Raw genomic sequence first — 18,015 nt, forward strand, 5'->3', positions numbered from 1 at the left:
TGTGCCGAAACGGTGCAAGGAAGGCAGGAAATTTCCGGGAGGCTTCGCCGAAATCTCGCCGATGCCGCTTCCGAAAGAATCACGAAAGGAATTTATCGAGTCAGAACAGGTACTTGCTCCAGTCCTTGGATTTGGCGGCGGGGTCCGGCAAGGGCATGAAGGCGATGTCGGCGCCGTCCTCGAGGGTGGTGGAGAGGTAGAGGCTGCCGTTGTGCGCGCTGAAGCCGTTCATCGAGGACAGTCGCTCGGCGTCCAGGCATTGCGGCGCCTCGGACTGGCCGCTGCCGAGGATGCGCAGGGTGCTGGCGCAGTCGCCCTGCTGCTGCAGGTAATAGATGCGCCCGGCCTCGTTGACCGCCCAGGTTCGGTGGCGCAGCTGCACCGGGTACGCTTGCTCGACCCTGCGCAGGCTGCCCGCATCCAGGTCCAGGTCCGACGCCCACAGGCCATCCTCGCCCAGGCGGGTCAGCAGCAGCCGGTGGCCGGCCGCATCCAGTTGCACCGACGAGACGTCCGGCAGCGTCGCCAGCGACGTCCAGCCCGCCGCGTGCCGCCCCAGCAACAGCAGGCGCTGGCGTTCGCTGCCATCGCCGACCAGCACCAGCAGCCGATCCGCATCGGGCAGGTAGGCGGCGGTCAGTACCTCGCTGGCCGGCAACGGCAGCGGCAGCCGCGTCACCAGGCCCGGTTCGGGCTGGATCTCGAAGACGCCCGGACGCCCTTCGGCATCGCTGCCGACGACCAGCGCGCGGCTGCCGTCCGGCGACCAGACCGGCGCAAAGCGCGATTCCGGATGCAGGCCCTCGATCAGGCGCAGGGTCTCCGGCCGCCGCAGCTGCGCCCACCACAGGCCGAAGCGCCCCGAGCGATCCGAGGTGAACAGCAGTTGCGTACCGTCCGGCGAAACCGCAGGCAGGGTGTCGCGCCCGGACGAGGCGAACAGCCGCTCGCTGCGCGGCTGGCCGTGCCCGTCGCGCCACCAGCGGTAGAGGCCGAAATGCGGCTTGCGCTGCACGAACGCCAGCGCCGGCGCGCGCGCGGCGATGCTGGGCCACTGCGCGTCCTCCAGCCCCAGGTCCTGCATCTGCCGGCTGGCCACGTCGAGTCGATAGAGACGCGTGTGGCTGTCGATGCGGCGGCCGAACACGATCGCCTTGCCGTCGGGGGTCCAGTCCCAGCCACGCAGCTCGGCGCGCTGCGCGGTCAGCCGTTCCGGCGTGCCGCCGGCGACCGGCACCCGCCACAGATCCCCCAGCGGCGCGTTGCGGATGAAGCCGATCCAGCGGCCGTCCGGCGAGAAGCGCGGCGACTGCACCGCCTCCTGCGGCCGCGCGCCGTAGTCGATGTGGCGCCAGCGTCCGCTGGACAGTTCGAAGACATGCAGGCCCGGCGGGCCGGCGCCTGGCGCGGGATTGCTGAAAGCAAGCGACAGGCCGTCCGGCGACCAGCCGAAACCCGGCCGGTGGGCCGGATCGCAGGGGGCCAGTTCGCGCTCGCTGCCGTTGAGCGAGGCCAGCATCACCTGGCAACTCTGTTCCGGGCGCCTGCGCACGAAGGCGATCTCGCGCCCGCTCGGCGACCAGGCCGGGTCGGTGTCCCAGGCGCCGGCGGGCGGTTCGGTCAACGCCCGTGGCGGACTCTGGTCGGTGGTCTGCACCATGATGCGCGCGCCGGCCGCATCGCCCTCGCGCATGGTCACCAGGTAGGCGACCTGCGAAGCATCCGGCGACAGCGTCGGATTGATTTCGAAACCGGGGGTGGAGGTCAGCAGTTCGTAGGGACGCGGCGGCGTGGCCGGCGGCACGTCGGCGGGAATGGCTTCGCCGGCCTGCGCGCCGGCGCCGCCGGGGGCGGCGTCTTCACGCGCCAGCCAGCCCAGCACCGGCAGCGCGATGGCGAACAGCACCAGCGCGCAGACCAGCAGGATCAGGCCGTACCGCCGCATGCCCGGCGGGCGCGGCGCCGCGTGGACATGCGGCTCGGCCACCGGCGCGGCGGCCGGCACCGCGGGCGAAGCCGGCGCCGTCGCAGGCGCTTCCGGCAATCCGGGCGGAGGCGCCTGCACCGTGTCCGCGGCCGCTTCGTCGTCGGTGGAAGGAGAAGGCAGCCATTCGACCTCGGCCAGCAGACGGTAGCCGTTCTTGGCGATCGTCTCGATGTAGCGCGACTGCCCGCGCTGCTCGCCGAAGGCCTTGCGCAACTGGGTGACGGCCTGGGTCACCACGTCGTCGGTCGGCATCGTGTCGGGCCAGACCTGGGCCAGCAGCGCATCGCGGCCGACCACCTTGCCGGGCTGCTGCACCAGCGCCAGCAATACGCCCATCGACTTGGGCGTGATGCGCTGCGCGCGGCGCCCCGGCGCGCCGACTTCGCGCAGCGGCACGTCGATGATGCACGCGCCCACCCGCAGGCGATCGGCGGGCAGCGCAGGATGGGGACGGGAAACGTTCGTGGGCATTGGCGCGTAAGTTGCACGCGCGGTTCAGTTTCGTCATGTGCCTTTTGGCCGATGCCGCGCATCGAGAGCGCAACATCGGCAAATCCAGGCAGCGGAAACGGGAAAGCGCCGTGAAGGCGGCGATTCTACCCTCTGTCCTGTGCCCTGCCATGAACGCAAGGCCACTCAGGCAAACCCTCTCTCTCCGCCGACGTCCTATTACAACCGTTACAAGATTCGCGCTCCGGCGCGAATTTTTTTTGCCCGGACGCCGGTCACGGTTTCGTTCATTCAGCGCGATGGAATCCGTGTCCACCGGCGGGCTTCCGCACGGAATCCGAATCCGATGCGGCAACGCGCCGGTGGCATTCACTCATCGCGCAGGCGGCGTCGCGGTGGCCGATCCGGCGCGATAGGGGTAGCGGGCGAAGATGTCGGCCATCGCCGAATCGATTTTCTCCGCGCGCCGTTCCGGCGCATCGCGCCCGGCACGCCCCACCGCCACGCCGGTCCATACCAGCCGGTTGGCGCGCGCATCGACCACGTCCACGTTCAGCGTGCCCTCGGTGTAGCGGTAGACCTGCGCGCGATCGCGCCAGTACGGCACCGCCACGTAGCGGCGCGCGCGGTAGCTGTAGTAGTAGTCGTAGTCCACTTCCGGCGTGCTGACCACGTCGGTCTTTTCCTGCAGGTAGGCGTTGAGGTTGATCCACAGGTCCGGCGCGTTCTCGCTGTAGACGTAGCCGCGCGATTCCATCTGCGCGCGCGCGGCGGCCTTGATGCGGCCGCTGGTCAGGGTCGCGTAGCCGTGCTCCTCGATGGCCAGCGGCCTGTAGAACGAGAACGTGCGGTAGCGCGAGAAATCCGCCGACGGATCGCTGTCGCTGCTGATGCGCGGGCCGGTGGCGCAGGCCGCCAGCAGCGCGATCAGGCCGAGCGCCAGCCAGGCGCGCGTCGGGTGGAGCATTCGGGACGAAAGGTGACGCATGACGGCCTCCACGGAGGGCGGATGAGGTTGATCCGGATGATGCCCGGATACAACCTCATGCGCCTGCGCCGCGTGAAGAAGCGCGAAGGCCGCCCGCCGGCGTTCAGCCGGGCCGGTAGACCTGCGCGCCCTCGGCCAGGAACTGCGCCGACTTCTCCGCCATGCCTGCCTCCAGCGCCGCCTTCTCGTCCACGCCCTGTTCGGCGGCGTAGTCGCGCACGTCCTGGGTGATCTTCATCGAGCAGAAGTGCGGGCCGCACATCGAGCAGAAGTGCGCCAGCTTGTGCGCGTCCTTGGGCAGGGTCTCGTCGTGGAATTCCTTGGCCTTTTCGGGATCCAGGCCGAGGTGGAACTGATCCTCCCAGCGGAACTCGAAGCGCGCCTTGGACAGCGCGTTGTCGCGAACCTGCGCGCCGGGGTGGCCCTTGGCCAGGTCGGCCGCGTGGGCGGCAATCTTGTACGCCATGATGCCGTCGCGCACGTCCTGGCGGTTGGGCAGGCCCAGGTGCTCCTTCGGCGTCACGTAGCAGAGCATCGCGGTGCCGTACCAGCCGATCATCGCCGCGCCGATCGCGCTGGTGATGTGGTCGTAGCCCGGCGCGATGTCGGTGGTCAGCGGGCCGAGCGTGTAGAACGGCGCCTCGCCGCACTCGCGCAGCTGCTTGTCCATGTTCTCCTTGATCAGCTGCATCGGCACGTGGCCGGGGCCTTCGATCATGGTCTGCACGTCGTGCTTCCACGCGATCTTGGTCAATTCGCCCAGCGTCTCCAGTTCGCCGAACTGCGCCGCGTCGTTGGCGTCGGCGATGCAGCCCGGGCGCAGGCCGTCGCCCAGCGAGAAGGCCACGTCGTAGGCCTTCATGATCTCGCAGATGTCCTCGAAGTGGGTGTAGAGGAAGTTCTCCTTGTGGTGCGCCAGGCACCACTTGGCCAGGATGCTGCCGCCGCGCGAGACGATGCCGGTCACGCGCTTCGCTGTCAGCGGCACGTAGCGCAGCAGCACGCCGGCATGGATGGTGAAGTAGTCCACGCCCTGCTCGGCCTGCTCGATCAGGGTGTCGCGGAAGATCTCCCAGGTCAGTTCCTCGGCGCGGCCGTCCACCTTCTCCAGCGCCTGGTAGATCGGCACCGTGCCGATCGGCACCGGCGAGTTGCGGATGATCCACTCGCGGGTCTCGTGGATGTGCTTGCCGGTGGACAGGTCCATCACCGTGTCGCCGCCCCAGCGGATCGCCCAGACCAGCTTCTCCACCTCCTCGGCGATGCCCGAGGACACCGCGCTGTTGCCGATGTTGGCGTTGATCTTGGTCAGGAAGTTGCGGCCGATGATCATCGGCTCGCTTTCCGGGTGGTTGATGTTGTTGGGCAGGATCGCGCGGCCGCGCGCGATCTCGTCGCGCACGAACTCGGGGGTGATGATCTTCTGGATGCTGGCGCCGAAGCTCTCGCCCGGATGCTGCACCAGCAGGCCGGCGTCGCGCACCGCCTCCAGGCGCTGGTTCTCGCGGATGGCGACGTACTCCATCTCCGGGGTGACGATGCCCTTCTTCGCGTAGTGCATCTGGCTGACGTTGGCGCCGGCCTTGGCCCGGCGCGGCAGCGTGCGCGCGGGGAAGCGCACCGCGTCGAGCTTCGGGTTGTGCTCGCGCGAACGCCCGAACTCCGAGCTCAGCGCCGCCAGCGGCTCGGTGTCGCCGCGCTCTTCGATCCAGCGCGCGCGCAGCGCCGGCAGGCCGCTGGCGAGATCGATGCGCGCGTCGGGATCGGTGTACGGGCCGGAGGTGTCGTAGACGGTGATGGGCGGGTTGTCCTCGCCGCCGAACAGGGTCGGCGTGCGGGTCAGCGCGATCTCGCGCATCGGCACGCGCAGGTCCGGCCGCGAGCCCTCGACGTGGATCTTGCGCGAGCCGGGAATCGGCCGGGTCACCGATTCGGAAAGTTGTTCGGTCTGCTGGAGCAGCGAGGCGGGAATGGCGTTCATGGAGTGTCCGCTGGGCTTGGTGGGCGGGCGCACCGAAGTGCGATCGCGGGCCGGCCTCCTTCGCGGAGAACGGCCCGCCAGAGCGGCGGACACAGGCGGGCATGGCCGCGCCTGCGAAGCTTCCCTACGCCGGTATCAACCGGATCAGGTTCCAAGGGACTGTCTCAACCATCGGCCCGTCCCGGCGCCGGCGGTACCCCCGCTTCCGCGGGTATTAAACCGCCAAACGCATCCAAAAGCACGCGCCCGCCGCGCATGGCCGGCGCCGGGCCGCTCGGTTAGTCTGGCGCACGGATCCGCAAAGGCAGGGGAAGCACGATGAAGACATGGAGCGGCGCCGCGCTTGCGGCGTGCATGGCGATGGCCACGGGCCAGGCGCTCGCCGAGCCGGTGCCGGTGGAGGCCTTCGCCGCTTCCGGCAAGCTCGGCTCGCCGCGGCTGTCGCCCGATGGCCGCCACCTGGCGCTGTCGATCGACCTGGGCGAAGGCAACCACGGCCTGGCGATCCATCGCATCGAGGACATGCGGCAGACCGCGCTGCTGCGCCTGCCGCGCTACGAGGTGCCGGTGCAGGTGCACTGGGTCAGCCCGAAGCGGCTGGTGATCGCCAAGGGACGGCAGATGGGTTCGCGCGAGGAGCCGATGGCGATGGGCGAGATCATCGCCACCGATTTCGACGGCGGCAACCAGAAGTACGTCTACGGATACCAGCAGTCTACCCGTACCGCCGGCCTCGACCGCGGATTCGGCTACATCGAGGGACTGCCCGAGGTGCGCGACGGCCGCTTCTACATGCGCCGCCTGTCGCGGGGCACCAGCCGCTCCCAGCTCTACGAGATAGACACCGGAAAGACCACTTCCCGGCTGATCGCCGACATCCCGGTCAAGGACCTGTCCTTCGTCCTCGATCGCGACGGCGTGCCGCGCTACGCCTATGGCGTCGACGACGACGACAACTACCTGCTCTACGGCGCCGACGCCCAGGGCCAGAACTGGCAACCGATTCCCCACCAGCGGCTGGGCGGCAGGTTCGTGCCGCTCGCCTTCGCTCCCGATGGACGGCAGCTGTACGCGCTGTACAGCGTGGACGGCGGGCCGCAGATGCTGGTGCGCTCGGCCGCCGACGGAAGCGCTCGGGAAGTGCTCGCCAGGGACGCGTTCGCCAGCATAGACGCTCTGGAGTGGACGCCGGCACCGACCCAGCCGTTCGCCGCCACCTTCGGCGCGGGACGGCCGCAGGTGGCCTATTTCGATCCCGGGTCAGAGGAAGCGCGGTTGCACCAGGAGCTCGGCCGGAGCTTCTCCGACGGCCACGTCACCTACGTGAACCACAGCGCCGACGGCCAGGTCAGCCTGCTCCACGCCCACAGCGATCGCAATCCCGGCGCGTGGTACCTGTTCGACCGCGCGCAGCGCCGGGCCTCCAAGCTGCTCGACCGCCGCGAAGGCATCGACGCCGCGCGCATGGGCGAACGCAGGCCGTTCCGCTTCCGCGCCAGCGACGGCATGGAACTGGACGGCTACCTGACCATCCCGCAGGGCGCGGGCGATCCGGTCCGCCTGCCGATGGTGCTGCTGCCGCACGGCGGACCGCACGCGCCCGGCGACCGCTGGGGCTTCGACAACGATGCGCAGTTCCTCGCCAGCCGCGGCTACCTGGTGTTGCAGGTCAACTACCGCGGCTCCGAGGGCCGCGGCCATGCCTTCGAGCGCGCCGGCTACCTGAAATGGGGCGACCGCATCCAGGACGACCTGCTCGACGGCGTCCGCTGGTCGATCGCGCAGGGCTACGCCGATCCGCAGCGCGTCTGCGCGTATGGCGCGAGCTTCGGCGCCTATTCGGCGATGATGGCCGCGGCCAGGTCGCCGGACCTCATCAAGTGCGCCGCCGGCCTGTCCGGGCTCTACGACCTGAAGATGATGTACAGCAAGGGCGACATCCGCACGAGCCGCTACGGCCTCAACTACCTGGCGCGCGTGGTCGGCCGCGACGATGCCGAACTGGCGGCCAATTCGCCGACCTCGCTGGCCACGCGCATCCAGGCGCCGGTGCTGCTGGTCCACGGCGAGATCGACGAGCGCACGCCGCTGGTGCAGGCCAAGGCGATGAAAGCCGCGCTGGAACGGGCGGGCAACGCGCCGGAGTGGATGGTCGTGCCGAAGGAAGGCCACGGTTTCTACAAGGAGGAGAACAACATCGCCTTCTACCGCCGCCTGGAGGCGTTCCTGGCCCGGCACATCGGACCCGGATCGCAACCGCGCTGAGGCGCGCTCCGCTTTCGTCCGGCCGCGCGGCGATCCGGATCGCCGCGCGCACGCTTCACCCCAGCGTATAGCCGATGCGGAAGCCGCCCCAGTGGCGCTGGCCGACGAAGATCGGCACCGACAGGTCGAACATGATCTGGCCGGTGTCGCGGCGATAGACCTGCAGCCGGTAGGGATCGGTGTGCGCGCCGACGCTGCGGCCGACGCGGTCGGTGAAGACGCGCTTGGTGCGGTTGCCGACCAGGTCCTTCTCGCGATCGCCGGTCAGCGGCTGGCTGAAGCGCAGGTTGTGGGTCGGCACGTAGCCGTCGGGATTGGCGCAGATGGCGAACACGATCCACGGGTGCCGCGCGGCGATGGGCTCCTGCAAGGGCGGCAGCAGTTCGTCGCACAGCGCGTCGAAGGCGGTGGTGAACTTGGCCGGCTCGATCCCGGGAATCGGCGTGTAGTCGCGCGCGAACAACGCGTCCTCGCCGATGCGGCCGGCGACCAGCGCCTGCTCCAGGGCCGCGCCGATGCGCGCGGCGCCGGCGCGCGCCAGATCGTGCACGCGCGCATGGCGGCGCTCGCGCAGCGGGTCGGCCGGCAGGCGGAACAGGCCGACGCAATCCTGCAGCGTGGCGGTGCCCTGCGCCAGCGCGGCGCCGCGCGCGGCCACCTGGTCGGCGTGCTGCAGGTTGCTGCGGCTGAGATCCACCACCTGCCCGACCGCGCGATCGATGGCGGCGATCTCGCCGCCCTGCGCGGACACCCGCCCGGCCACCGATTCCATCGCGCCGCTGGCGCGCGCCAGCAGTTCGCCGATGCCGCCGAGCACCTGTTCGGTCGCCTGCGCCGACGTCGTCCCCTGCGCCAATGCCTGCTGGGTGTCCTCCAGGATCGCGCGCACGTCGCGCGCCGCGGTGGCGGCCTTCTCGGCCAGCCGGCGGATCTCGGTGGCGACCACCGCGAAGCCGCGCCCCGCCTCGCCGGCATGGGCGGCCTCGATGCTGGCGTTGATCGACAGGATGTTGGTCTGGAAGGCGACCGCGTCGATGACCTCGATCACCTCGCCGGCGCGCGCCGCGCGGCGCTCGACCTCGCGCATCGCATCGCCCAGTTGGTGCGCCGCCTCGCTGCCCGCGCGCGCGCTGGCGTCGGCGCTGGCGGCCACGCTGATGACCGCCTGCAGTTCCTCGCCGGCGCCCTGCAGGCCCTGCAGCAGGCGGCGGGTGGATTCGAGCACGCTCTCCAGCGCGGCCACCTGTGCCTGCGACTGGCGCAGCAGTTCGTCGTTGTCGCCGACCAGGTGCGGCACCTCGGCGGCGATCTGCACCGACAGCGCCACCGCCTGGCGGATCGCCTCGGCCAGGTTGCCGAAGCCGGCGGCGATTCGCCGCGATGCCGGCTCGGCGGCGACGTCGGCCGGCAGCGCCAGATCGAGATCGCAGCCGCCGAGCAGCGTGCCGATGCGCTCGAGCAATGCGTGTTCCTGCCGGGCCTGGTGCAGGCGCCGGGCCAGCGGCTGCACCGCCGGCGATCCGACCACCGGCGCGGCGTCGCGCCCCAGCATCGCCACGTCGCGCAGCAGCGCCGCGGTTTCCGGATGCGGCAGCGAGAGCACCCAGCCGCCGCCGTCGCGATCGCGCTGGTAGCGCACGCGCCGCGCCGGATCCTCGCCCGGCGCCAGCCAGACGCCTTCCTCGCCGTCCAGCGCATCGGCCGGCAATCCCCACACGCAGTGGCAGGGCTGCCCAATCAATGCGCCGGCGCCGGCCGCCAGCAGATCCAGCGCGGCGCGGTTGGCGGCCATCACCGCGCCGTCCGCGTCCAGCCGCAGCAGCGCGACCGGCGCGTCGGGCAGGACCTGCATTCCCGCGTCGCGGCAAGGGCCGCCGGCGCCCTCGATGTCGGACATGAGCGGTTTTCCTCCCCTGCCGGTAACGGCCGATCCCCCGGGAATCTGAGGGCAAAGCCGTGGGAAGGGAATCAGACCTTAGGCGATGTGAAGACCCTGCCGCCGTTCAGCGCCAATCCGCGTCCAGCAGGGCCTTGTCGCGCACCGCGCCCTTGTCGGCGCTGGTCGCCAGCAGCGCGTAGGCCTTGAGCGCGGTGCTGACCTTGCGCGCGCGTGGCTGCGCGGGCTTCCAGCCGTTGGCCTCCTGTTCGGCGCGGCGAGCCGCCAAGGCCTCTTCGGAGATCAACAGATCGATGCTGCGCGCCGGGATGTCGATGCGGATGCGATCGCCGTCGCGCACCAGGCCGATCGTCCCGCCGGCCGCCGCTTCCGGCGAGGCATGGCCGATCGACAGGCCCGAGGTGCCGCCGGAGAAGCGGCCGTCGGTGAGCAGCGCGCATTGCTTGCCCAGCCCCTTCGATTTCAGGTAGCTGGTCGGGTACAGCATTTCCTGCATGCCGGGGCCGCCCTTGGGTCCCTCGTAGCGGATCACCACCACCTCGCCGGCCCGCACCTCGTCGCCGAGGATGCCCTTCACCGCCGCGTCCTGGCTCTCGTAGACGCGCGCGTTGCCCTCGAACACGTGGATCGACTCGTCCACGCCGGCGGTCTTCACCACGCAACCGTCCGGCGCGAGATTGCCGTACAGCACCGCCAGACCGCCTTCCTTCGAGTACGCATGCCCGACGCCGCGGATGCAGCCTCCGGCGCGATCCAGATCCAGCGACGGCCAGCGCGTGGCCTGGCTGAAGGCGACCTGGGTGGGGATGCCGGCCGGCCCGGCCTTGTAGAACGTGGCGACAGCGTCGTCCGCATTCTGCGCGATGTCCCACTTCGCGATCGCATCGCCCAGGGTCGCGGCGTGCACGGTCGGCACGCCGGTGTGCAGCAGGCCGCCGCGCGCCAGTTCGCCTAGGATCGCCATGATGCCGCCGGCGCGGTGCACGTCCTCGATGTGGTACTTCTGCGTGTTCGGCGCCACCTTGCACAGCTGCGGCACGCGCCGCGAAAGCCGGTCGATGTCGCGCAGCGTGAACGGCACCTCGGCCTCTTGCGCGGCGGCCAGCAGGTGCAGGATGGTGTTGGTGGATCCGCCCATCGCGATGTCCAGCGTCATCGCGTTCTCGAAGGCCTCGAAGGTGGCGATGCCGCGCGGCAGCGCGCGCGCATCCTCGCCGCCGTACCAGCGGTGGCACAGTTCCACCACGGTGCGCGCGGCCTGCAGGAACAGCCGCTCGCGGTCGGCATGGGTGGCCAGCGTGGTGCCGTTGCCCGGCAGCGACAGGCCCAGCGCCTCGGTCAGGCAGTTCATCGAGTTGGCGGTGAACATGCCGCTGCACGATCCGCAGGTTGGGCAGGCGCTGCGCTCGACCGCCGCGACCTGCTCGTCGGAGGCGTTGGGATCGGCCGCCATCACCATCGCATCGACCAGATCCAGCTTGTGCTCGGACAGCTTGGTCTTGCCCGCCTCCATCGGCCCGCCGGAGACGAACACCGCGGGAATGTTCAGCCGCAGCGCGGCCATCAGCATGCCGGGGGTGATCTTGTCGCAGTTGGAGATGCACACCAGCGCGTCGGCGCAGTGCGCGTTGGCCATGTACTCGACCGAGTCGGCGATGATCTCGCGGCTGGGCAGCGAGTACAGCATGCCGTCGTGGCCCATCGCGATGCCGTCGTCGACGGCGATCGTGTTGAACTCCTTGGCCACGCCGCCGACGCGCTCGATCTCGCGCGCGACCAGTTGCCCCAGATCCTTCAGGTGCACGTGCCCCGGCACGAACTGGGTGAACGAGTTGGCGATGGCGACGATCGGCTTGTGGAAGTCGTCGTCCTGCATGCCGGTGGCGCGCCACAACGCGCGCGCGCCGGCCATGTTGCGGCCGTGGGTGGAGGTCCTGGAACGGTATTCGGGCATGGAAAGGCTTGCGTCTGGATGCTTGCGGGCGCGGAAGGAGCCGCGATTCTGCGGGCTTTTCATGGTTGCAGTTGCAACCATCATCGCGCCAGTCCGCCGGTCGTCGGGCCATCGATAAAAAAATATTCCGGCCCGCTTGACAAGCCGCGAACCGGCGTGTTTCTCTTGCCCGCATGTTGCAGCGCCACACGCCCCCGACCGCAGACCTGACGACCGCGCCCGCCGCGTCGTCGATTCTCGTCCTCGTCCTTATTACCTCGCCCACAGGTGCGGGACGAACCGGCGTGTAAGCAGGAAACAAACGCCAGATTCGCAAAACCCCGCACCGAGAGGTGCGGGGTTTTTTATTACCCGCGTTTTCACCCCTCCCTTCCGCTCACCCACCAGGAACCCCGCAAATGGCCCCGCAGACCTCTTCCCAGATCAAGATCGCCGTCGTCGGCTACGGCAGCCAGGGCCGCGCGCATGCGCTGAACCTGCGCGACTCCGGTTTCGACGTCGTCGTCGGCCTGCGTCCAGGTGGCCCGACCGAAGCCAGGGCGCAGGCCGACGGCTTCACCGTGAAAACGCCGGCCGAGGCGGTCGCGGACGCCGACCTGGTCGCCGTGCTGACCCCGGACATGGTGCAGAAGAAGCTCTACGCCGAGGTGCTGGCGCCGAACATGAAGCCCGGCGCCTGCCTGCTGTTCGCGCACGGCCTCAACGTGCACTTTGGCATGATCGAACCGCGTGCGGACCTGGACGTGGTGTTGGTCGCGCCGAAGGGCCCGGGCGCGCTGGTGCGGCGCGAATACGAGATCGGCCGCGGCGTGCCGTGCATCTACGCCGTGCACCAGGACAGGAGCGGCAATGCCGAGCAACTGGCGCTGACCTATGCCGGCGGCCTGGGCGGCGCGCGCGCCAACCTCATCAGGACCACGTTCAAGGAAGAGACCGAGACCGACCTGTTCGGCGAGCAGGCGGTGCTGTGCGGCGGCGCCTCGTCGCTGGTGCAGGCCGGCTTCGAGACCCTGGTCGAGGCCGGCTACCAGCCGGAGATCGCCTACTACGAAGTGCTGCACGAACTGAAGCTGATCGTCGATCTGTTCTACGAGGGCGGCATCACCCGCATGCTGGAGTTCGTGTCCGAGACCGCGCAGTACGGCGACTACGTCAGCGGCCCGCGCGTGATCGACGCCAGCGTCAAGGCGCGGATGAAGGACGTGCTGACCGACATCCAGAACGGCACCTTCACCAAGAACTGGGTCGCCGAGTACGAGGCCGGCCTGCCGAACTACAAGAAGTTCAAGCAGGCCGACCTGGAGCACCCGATCGAGGCGGTCGGCAAGCAGCTGCGCGCCAAGATGGTGTGGCTGCAGGCCAACGCGGCGCAGCCGGAAGGCGACAACGCCAGTCCGGATCGCCAGGCCGCCGCCGCATGAACGCCGCCACCGCCCCGCGCAACGGCGCGCGCTGGCTGGCGCATGCGCTGGAGGCCGAAGGCGTGGACACGCTGTTCGGCTATCCGGGCGGCACCATCATGCCGTTCTACGACGCGCTGGTGGATTCGCGCCTGAAGCACATCCTGGTGCGCCACGAGCAGGGCGCGGCGCTGGCGGCCAACGGCTACGCGCGCGCCAGCGGCAAGGTCGGCGTGTGCGTGGCCACCTCCGGCCCCGGCGCGTCCAACCTGGTCACCGGCATCGCCGACGCGATGCTGGACTCGGTGCCGATGGTCTGCCTGACCGGGCAGGTCGCCACGCCGCTGATGGGCACCGACGCGTTCCAGGAACTGGACGTGTTCGGGCTGACGATGCCGATCGTCAAGCACAGCTTCATCGTGCGCCGCGCGGACGATCTGCCGCAGGTGCTGCGCGAGGCCTTCCGCATCGCCCGCGAGGGCCGGCCCGGCCCGGTGCTGATCGACCTGCCCAAGGACGTGCAGATGGCCGACGCCAGCCACCTGCCCGATCACGTCCCGGCCGGCGTGGATCCGCAGCCGGCGCCGGACGCGGCGAAGCTGGCCGAGGCGCTGGCCGCCATCGCCGGCGCCGAGAAGCCGGTGATCTACGGCGGCGGCGGCATCGCGCTGGCCGAGGCGGTCGATGCGTTCCGCCAGTTCGTCGAGGCCACCGCCATCCCCACCGTGCTGACCCTGCGCGGCCTGGGCGCGCTGCCGGCCGGCCATCCGCAGCTGCTGGGCATGCTGGGCATGCACGGTACCCGCGCGGCCAACATGGCGGTGCAGGAATCGGATCTGCTGATCGTGGTCGGCGCGCGCTTCGACGATCGCGCCACCGGCAAGCTGGCCGAGTTCGCGCCGTTCGCGCGCGTCGTCCACCTGGACGCGGACGCCTACGAGATCGGCAAGCTGCGCAGCGCCGACATCGCCATCCCCGGCGACGTCGCCACCGGCCTGCGCACGCTGAAGGCCGCGCGCAGCACCTGCCAGGCCTGGCGCGAGACCTGCCAGCAGCGGCGCGAGAAGTTCGGCTTCCGCTACGACGCGCCGGGCAGCGACATCTACGCGCCCGGCCTGCTGAAGCGGCTGAGCGAGATCGCGCCGGACGACGCCATCGTCGCCTGCGACGTCGGCCAGCACCAGATGTGGGTGGCGCAGCACTGGCGCTTCCACCATCCGCGCAACCACCTGACCTCCGGCGCGCTGGGCACGATGGGCTTCGGCCTGCCGGCGGCGATGGGCGCGCAGTTCGCCTGCCCGGATCGCACGGTGGTGCTGGTGAGCGGCGACGGCAGCTTCATGATGAACGTGCAGGAGCTGGCGACCATCGCCCGCTGCAGGCTGCCGGTAAAGATCGTGCTGCTGGACAACAGCGCGCTGGGCATGGTGCGGCAGTGGCAGGAACTGTTCTTCGCCGAGCGCTACAGCGAGATCGACCTGTCCGACAACCCGGACTTCGCCGCGCTGGCGCAGGTGTTCGGCATCCCCGCCCGGCGCATCGATCTGCGCAGCCAGGTCGACGAGGCGCTGGCCGACCTGCTGGCCCAGCCAGGCCCGGCGCTGCTGCACGTGGCCATCGACATCAAGGCCAACGTCTGGCCGCTGGTGCCGCCCAACCACGCCAACAGCTCGATGCTGGAGAGCAACCCGGCCAAGATCGCCACGGAGACCCGCGCCCATGCGATACCGGCTTGACCTGGTGCTGAAGCCGGCCGAGGGCGCGCTGACCCGCGTGATCGGCATGGCCGAACGCCGCGGCTTCTCGCCGCAGGCGATCAGCGGCGAACCGGCCGCCGCCGACGGCCGCTGGCGGGTGCAGCTGGTCGTGGACGGCCAGCGGCCGCCGGAGACGCTGCGCTTGCAGATGCAGAAGATCTACGACTGCGAGTCGGTCGAGATCACCGCGGTGGAAGGCACGACGGTGGAGGCGAGATCGTGAGTGCCTTAGTCGCTGCCGCAGGCGTTCCCTTCCCCCGCGTGCGGGGGAAGGTGGCGCGCAGCGCCGGATGGGGGCAGCCGGGGAACCAAACTCCACGTACTTGCCCCCATCCGCCCTCCGGGCACCTTCCCCCGCACGCGGGGGAAGGGAACAAGGGGTTCGAGATCCGGAGGCGTCTTCTTCAACGCTTGTGCCTCCGCTGTCGCTTTTGCCAATCCCAAATCCCTAATCCCCAATCCCGTCCCAAATCCCGGCTCCCAAATGCCTGACGCCGGCCACGCCAGCCCCGGAGAACCCGACGTCGGCGACGTCAGCGTCGCCGACGTGCTGGCCGCGCAGGCGCGGCTGCGCCGCTACCTGCCGGCCACGCCGATGCACCATGCCGAACGCTTCGGCGTGATGCTGAAGCTGGAGAACCTGCAGCGCACCGGTTCCTACAAGGTGCGCGGCGCGCTCAACGCGCTGCTGGCCGGGCGCGAGCGCGGCGATCGCCGGCCGGTGATCTGCGCCTCCGCCGGCAACCATGCGCAGGGCGTGGCGTGGTCGGCCTACCGGCTGGGCGTGCAGGCGATCACGGTGATGCCGCACGGCGCGCCGCAGACCAAGATCGCCGGGGTCGCCCACTGGGGTGCCACCGTGCGCCAGCACGGCGACAGCTACGACGAGGCGTTCGCGTTCGCCCGCGAACTGGCCGCGCAGAACGGCTACCGCTTCCTGTCCGCGTTCGACGATCCGGACGTGATCGCCGGCCAGGGCACCATCGGCATCGAGATCGCGCCGCACGCGCCGGACGTGGTGATCGTGCCGATCGGCGGCGGCGGTCTGGCCTCGGGCGTGGCGCTGGCGCTGAAGTCGCAGGGCGTGCGCGTGGTCGGCGCGCAGGTCGAGGGCGTGGATTCGATGGTGCGCGCGCTGAAGGGCGACGTCGCGCCGAAGGATCCGGCGGCCTCGCTGGCCGACGGCGTGCGGGTCAAGATCCCCGGCTTCATCACCCGCCGGCTGTGCGCGCGGCTGCTGGACGACGTGGTGATCGTGCGCGAGGCCGAACTGCGCGAGACGCTGGTGCGGCTGGCGCTGGAGGAACACCTGATCGCCGAGGGCGCCGGCGCGCTGGCGCTGGCCGCCGGCCGCCGCGTCGCCGGCCTGCGCAAGTGCGCGGTGGTGTCCGGCGGCAACATCGACGCCACGGTGCTGGCGCGGCTGCTGTCGGAAGTGCGCCCGCGCCCGCCGCGCAAGCCGCGCCGCCGCGCCAGCGAGGGCGAGCCTTCGCTTGCCGCCGGCCGTGAAGGCGCCCGCGCGGCCACGGGCAGATCTCCCATCAAGAACAGCGTGCGCCGCCCCGAGGTCGCCGCCGCGATAGCAGCAGAAGTACACGAGGAACCCATCTGGTGAACACGTCAACCGCAAACACCCCGGCGCAGATCAGGATTTTCGACACCACCCTGCGCGATGGCGAACAATCGCCCGGCTGCAGCATGTCGCCGCAGCAGAAGTTGGTGATGGCGCGCGGCTTGGCCGACCTGGGCGTGGACGTCATCGAGACCGGCTTCCCGGCCAGTTCGCAGTCCGACCGCGAGGCGCACGCACTGATCGCGCGCGAACTGCACGCCACCACCCTGGCGGTGCTGTCGCGCTGCCTGCCGGCCGACATCGAGACCTCGCTGCGCATGCTGGGGACGACCGCGCGGCCGCGCCTGCACCTGTTCCTGTCGACCAGCCCGCTGCACCGCGAGCACAAGCTGCGCATGAGCCGCGAGCAGGTACTGGAATCGGTGCGCACGCACGTGGCGATGGCCAGGCGCCACATCGACGACATCGAGTTCTCCGCCGAGGACGCCACCCGCACCGAGGAGGACTTCCTGCACGAGGTCATCGCCGCGGCGATCGCCGCCGGCGCGACCACCATCAACCTGCCCGACACGGTCGGCTTCACCACGCCGGAGGAGATCCGCGGCATGTTCGCCCGCGCCATCGCGCAGGTACCGGGCGCAGGCAAGGTGACGTTCAGCGCGCACTGCCACAACGATCTTGGCCTGGCGGTGGCCAACTCGCTGGCCGCCGTCGAAGGCGGCGCGCGCCAGGTGGAGGGTTCGATCAACGGCATCGGCGAGCGCGCCGGCAACTGCGCCATCGAGGAGATCGTGATGGCACTGAAGGTCCGCAACGCGTTCTACAACCTGGACACGCGCATCGACACCCGCCGCATCGTGCCGACCTCGCAACGGCTGTCGCGGCTGGTCGGCATGCCGGTACAGCGCAACAAGGCCATCGTCGGCGCCAACGCGTTCGCGCACGAGTCCGGCATCCACCAGCACGGCATGCTGCGCCACCGCGGCACCTACGAGATCATGCAGCCGCAGGACGTGGGCTGGCCGTCCTCGCAGATGGTGCTGGGCCGCCACAGCGGCCGCGCCGCGGTCGAGGCGCGCCTGCGCGCGCTGGGCTACTGGCTGGAGGAGGACGAGCTGAAGCTGGTGTTCGAGCAGTTCAAGGCGCTGTGCGAGAAGCAGCGCGTGGTCGGCGACGCCGACCTGCAGGCGCTGATGCAGGACGCGCCGGCGAGCGAGGGCTACCGGCTGGCGTCGATGACCATCAGCGACGTCGGCAGCCGCGCCAACGCGCTGGTCGAACTGTCGGATCCGGACGGCAACCGCGTGGCCGAGACCGCGCAGGGCAACGGCCCGGTCGACGCGCTGTTCGGCGCGCTTGCCGCGGCCACCGGCGTGCAGCTGCAACTGGAGAGCTACCAGGTGCACAGCGTCGGCATCGGCGCCGACGCGCGCGGCGAGGCCAGCCTGTCGGTGCGCTGCGACGGCATCGACTACGAGGGCACCGGCACCAGCAAGGACATCATCGAGGCCAGCGCGCTGGCCTGGCTGGACGTGGCCAACCGGCTGCTGCGGCAGCGGCGCGTGGAAAAAAGGGAGATGGCGGTGGCATGACCCTGTGCACGAACCGCTCCCTCCCCCGCCTGCGGGGGAGGGTTGGGGTGGGGGCTGCCGGAGCCAGTCTCCCTTTCCCCGGTTCCCGCATCGAGAGAAAAGCCGCTTCTCGCATCCCTCCTGCCTTCGACGCCCGTGGCCCCGTGTCATGCCCCCATCCCAGCCTTCCCC

Annotated in this window: 11 protein-coding genes and 1 riboswitch; of the genes, 6 read left to right on the top strand and 5 right to left on the bottom strand. The window is 70.3% G+C overall.

The window, feature by feature from the left end; genetic code table 11:
* Nucleotides 1-100: 100 nt before the first annotated feature.
* From AAG688_RS15405 to thiC, 3 genes are all read right to left on the bottom strand, one after another.
* Complete coding sequence (locus AAG688_RS15405) at nucleotides 101-2,458, bottom strand: winged helix-turn-helix domain-containing protein (RefSeq protein WP_411833066.1); 2,358 nt, start codon at nucleotides 2,456-2,458, stop codon at nucleotides 101-103.
* A 352-nt stretch (nucleotides 2,459-2,810) separates the two neighbouring features.
* Nucleotides 2,811-3,404, bottom strand: a complete 594-nt coding sequence (locus AAG688_RS15410; RefSeq protein ID WP_411833067.1) for a DUF4136 domain-containing protein — start codon at nucleotides 3,402-3,404, stop codon at nucleotides 2,811-2,813.
* Nucleotides 3,405-3,528: 124 nt separating this feature from the next.
* A complete protein-coding gene (thiC, locus tag AAG688_RS15415) occupies nucleotides 3,529-5,406 on the bottom strand; it encodes a phosphomethylpyrimidine synthase ThiC (RefSeq protein WP_411833068.1) in 1,878 nt (625 codons plus the stop codon).
* Nucleotides 5,407-5,509: 103 nt separating this feature from the next.
* Nucleotides 5,510-5,617, bottom strand: a riboswitch (TPP riboswitch).
* Between the two features lie 107 nt (nucleotides 5,618-5,724).
* Here thiC and AAG688_RS15420 point away from each other — a divergent pair.
* Nucleotides 5,725-7,671 (top strand): prolyl oligopeptidase family serine peptidase, encoded by a 1,947-nt coding sequence (locus tag AAG688_RS15420; protein ID WP_411833069.1) that lies wholly within the window; start codon nucleotides 5,725-5,727, stop codon nucleotides 7,669-7,671.
* Between the two features lie 55 nt (nucleotides 7,672-7,726).
* Here AAG688_RS15420 and AAG688_RS15425 read toward each other — a convergent pair whose 3' ends face one another.
* Both AAG688_RS15425 and ilvD read right to left on the bottom strand, forming a co-directional pair.
* The gene (locus tag AAG688_RS15425) at nucleotides 7,727-9,568 is read right to left on the bottom strand and encodes a methyl-accepting chemotaxis protein (RefSeq protein ID WP_411833070.1); all 1,842 of its coding nucleotides are present in this window, start codon (nucleotides 9,566-9,568) and stop codon (nucleotides 7,727-7,729) included.
* Nucleotides 9,569-9,674: 106 nt separating this feature from the next.
* Nucleotides 9,675-11,522 (bottom strand): dihydroxy-acid dehydratase, encoded by a 1,848-nt coding sequence (gene ilvD, locus AAG688_RS15430; RefSeq protein WP_411833071.1) that lies wholly within the window; start codon nucleotides 11,520-11,522, stop codon nucleotides 9,675-9,677.
* Nucleotides 11,523-11,920: 398 nt separating this feature from the next.
* On the opposite strand from ilvD, the gene ilvC reads away from it, so the two are divergent.
* The 5 genes from ilvC (at nucleotide 11,921) to AAG688_RS15455 (ending at nucleotide 17,844) form a co-directional block, all read left to right on the top strand.
* A complete protein-coding gene (ilvC, locus tag AAG688_RS15435; RefSeq protein WP_411833072.1) occupies nucleotides 11,921-12,943 on the top strand; it encodes a ketol-acid reductoisomerase in 1,023 nt (340 codons plus the stop codon).
* Nucleotides 12,940-14,658: an acetolactate synthase 2 catalytic subunit gene (gene ilvG / locus AAG688_RS15440; protein WP_411833073.1), complete on the top strand. Its 1,719-nt coding sequence runs from the start codon at nucleotides 12,940-12,942 to the stop codon at nucleotides 14,656-14,658. Before ilvC ends, ilvG begins: the two co-directional genes overlap by 4 nt.
* On the top strand, nucleotides 14,642-14,902 hold the full coding sequence (locus AAG688_RS15445) for an ACT domain-containing protein (protein WP_411833074.1): 261 nt from the start codon (nucleotides 14,642-14,644) through the stop codon (nucleotides 14,900-14,902). The genes ilvG and AAG688_RS15445 overlap by 17 nt, the downstream gene beginning before the upstream one ends.
* Nucleotides 14,903-15,163: 261 nt before the next feature.
* Complete coding sequence (locus AAG688_RS15450; RefSeq protein WP_411833075.1) at nucleotides 15,164-16,294, top strand: threonine dehydratase; 1,131 nt, start codon at nucleotides 15,164-15,166, stop codon at nucleotides 16,292-16,294.
* Nucleotides 16,291-17,844, top strand: coding sequence for a 2-isopropylmalate synthase (locus AAG688_RS15455; protein ID WP_411833076.1), 1,554 nt, complete (start codon nucleotides 16,291-16,293; stop codon nucleotides 17,842-17,844). The genes AAG688_RS15450 and AAG688_RS15455 overlap by 4 nt, the downstream gene beginning before the upstream one ends.
* The last annotated feature ends 171 nt before the right edge of the window (nucleotides 17,845-18,015 follow it).

Source organism: Pseudoxanthomonas mexicana (assembly GCF_046736355.1).
Classification (GTDB): Bacteria; Pseudomonadota; Gammaproteobacteria; order Xanthomonadales; family Xanthomonadaceae; genus Pseudoxanthomonas_A; species Pseudoxanthomonas_A mexicana_B.

Coding starts and splice junctions, on each gene's coding strand:
- AAG688_RS15405 (WP_411833066.1), bottom strand. CDS start 2,458: ATGCCCACGAACGTTTCCCGTCCCCATCCTGCGCTGCCCGCCGATCGC.
- AAG688_RS15410 (WP_411833067.1), bottom strand. CDS start 3,404: ATGCTCCACCCGACGCGCGCCTGGCTGGCGCTCGGCCTGATCGCGCTG.
- thiC (WP_411833068.1), bottom strand. CDS start 5,406: ATGAACGCCATTCCCGCCTCGCTGCTCCAGCAGACCGAACAACTTTCC.
- AAG688_RS15420 (WP_411833069.1), top strand. CDS start 5,725: ATGAAGACATGGAGCGGCGCCGCGCTTGCGGCGTGCATGGCGATGGCC.
- AAG688_RS15425 (WP_411833070.1), bottom strand. CDS start 9,568: ATGTCCGACATCGAGGGCGCCGGCGGCCCTTGCCGCGACGCGGGAATG.
- ilvD (WP_411833071.1), bottom strand. CDS start 11,522: ATGCCCGAATACCGTTCCAGGACCTCCACCCACGGCCGCAACATGGCC.
- ilvC (WP_411833072.1), top strand. CDS start 11,921: ATGGCCCCGCAGACCTCTTCCCAGATCAAGATCGCCGTCGTCGGCTAC.
- ilvG (WP_411833073.1), top strand. CDS start 12,940: ATGAACGCCGCCACCGCCCCGCGCAACGGCGCGCGCTGGCTGGCGCAT.
- AAG688_RS15445 (WP_411833074.1), top strand. CDS start 14,642: ATGCGATACCGGCTTGACCTGGTGCTGAAGCCGGCCGAGGGCGCGCTG.
- AAG688_RS15450 (WP_411833075.1), top strand. CDS start 15,164: ATGCCTGACGCCGGCCACGCCAGCCCCGGAGAACCCGACGTCGGCGAC.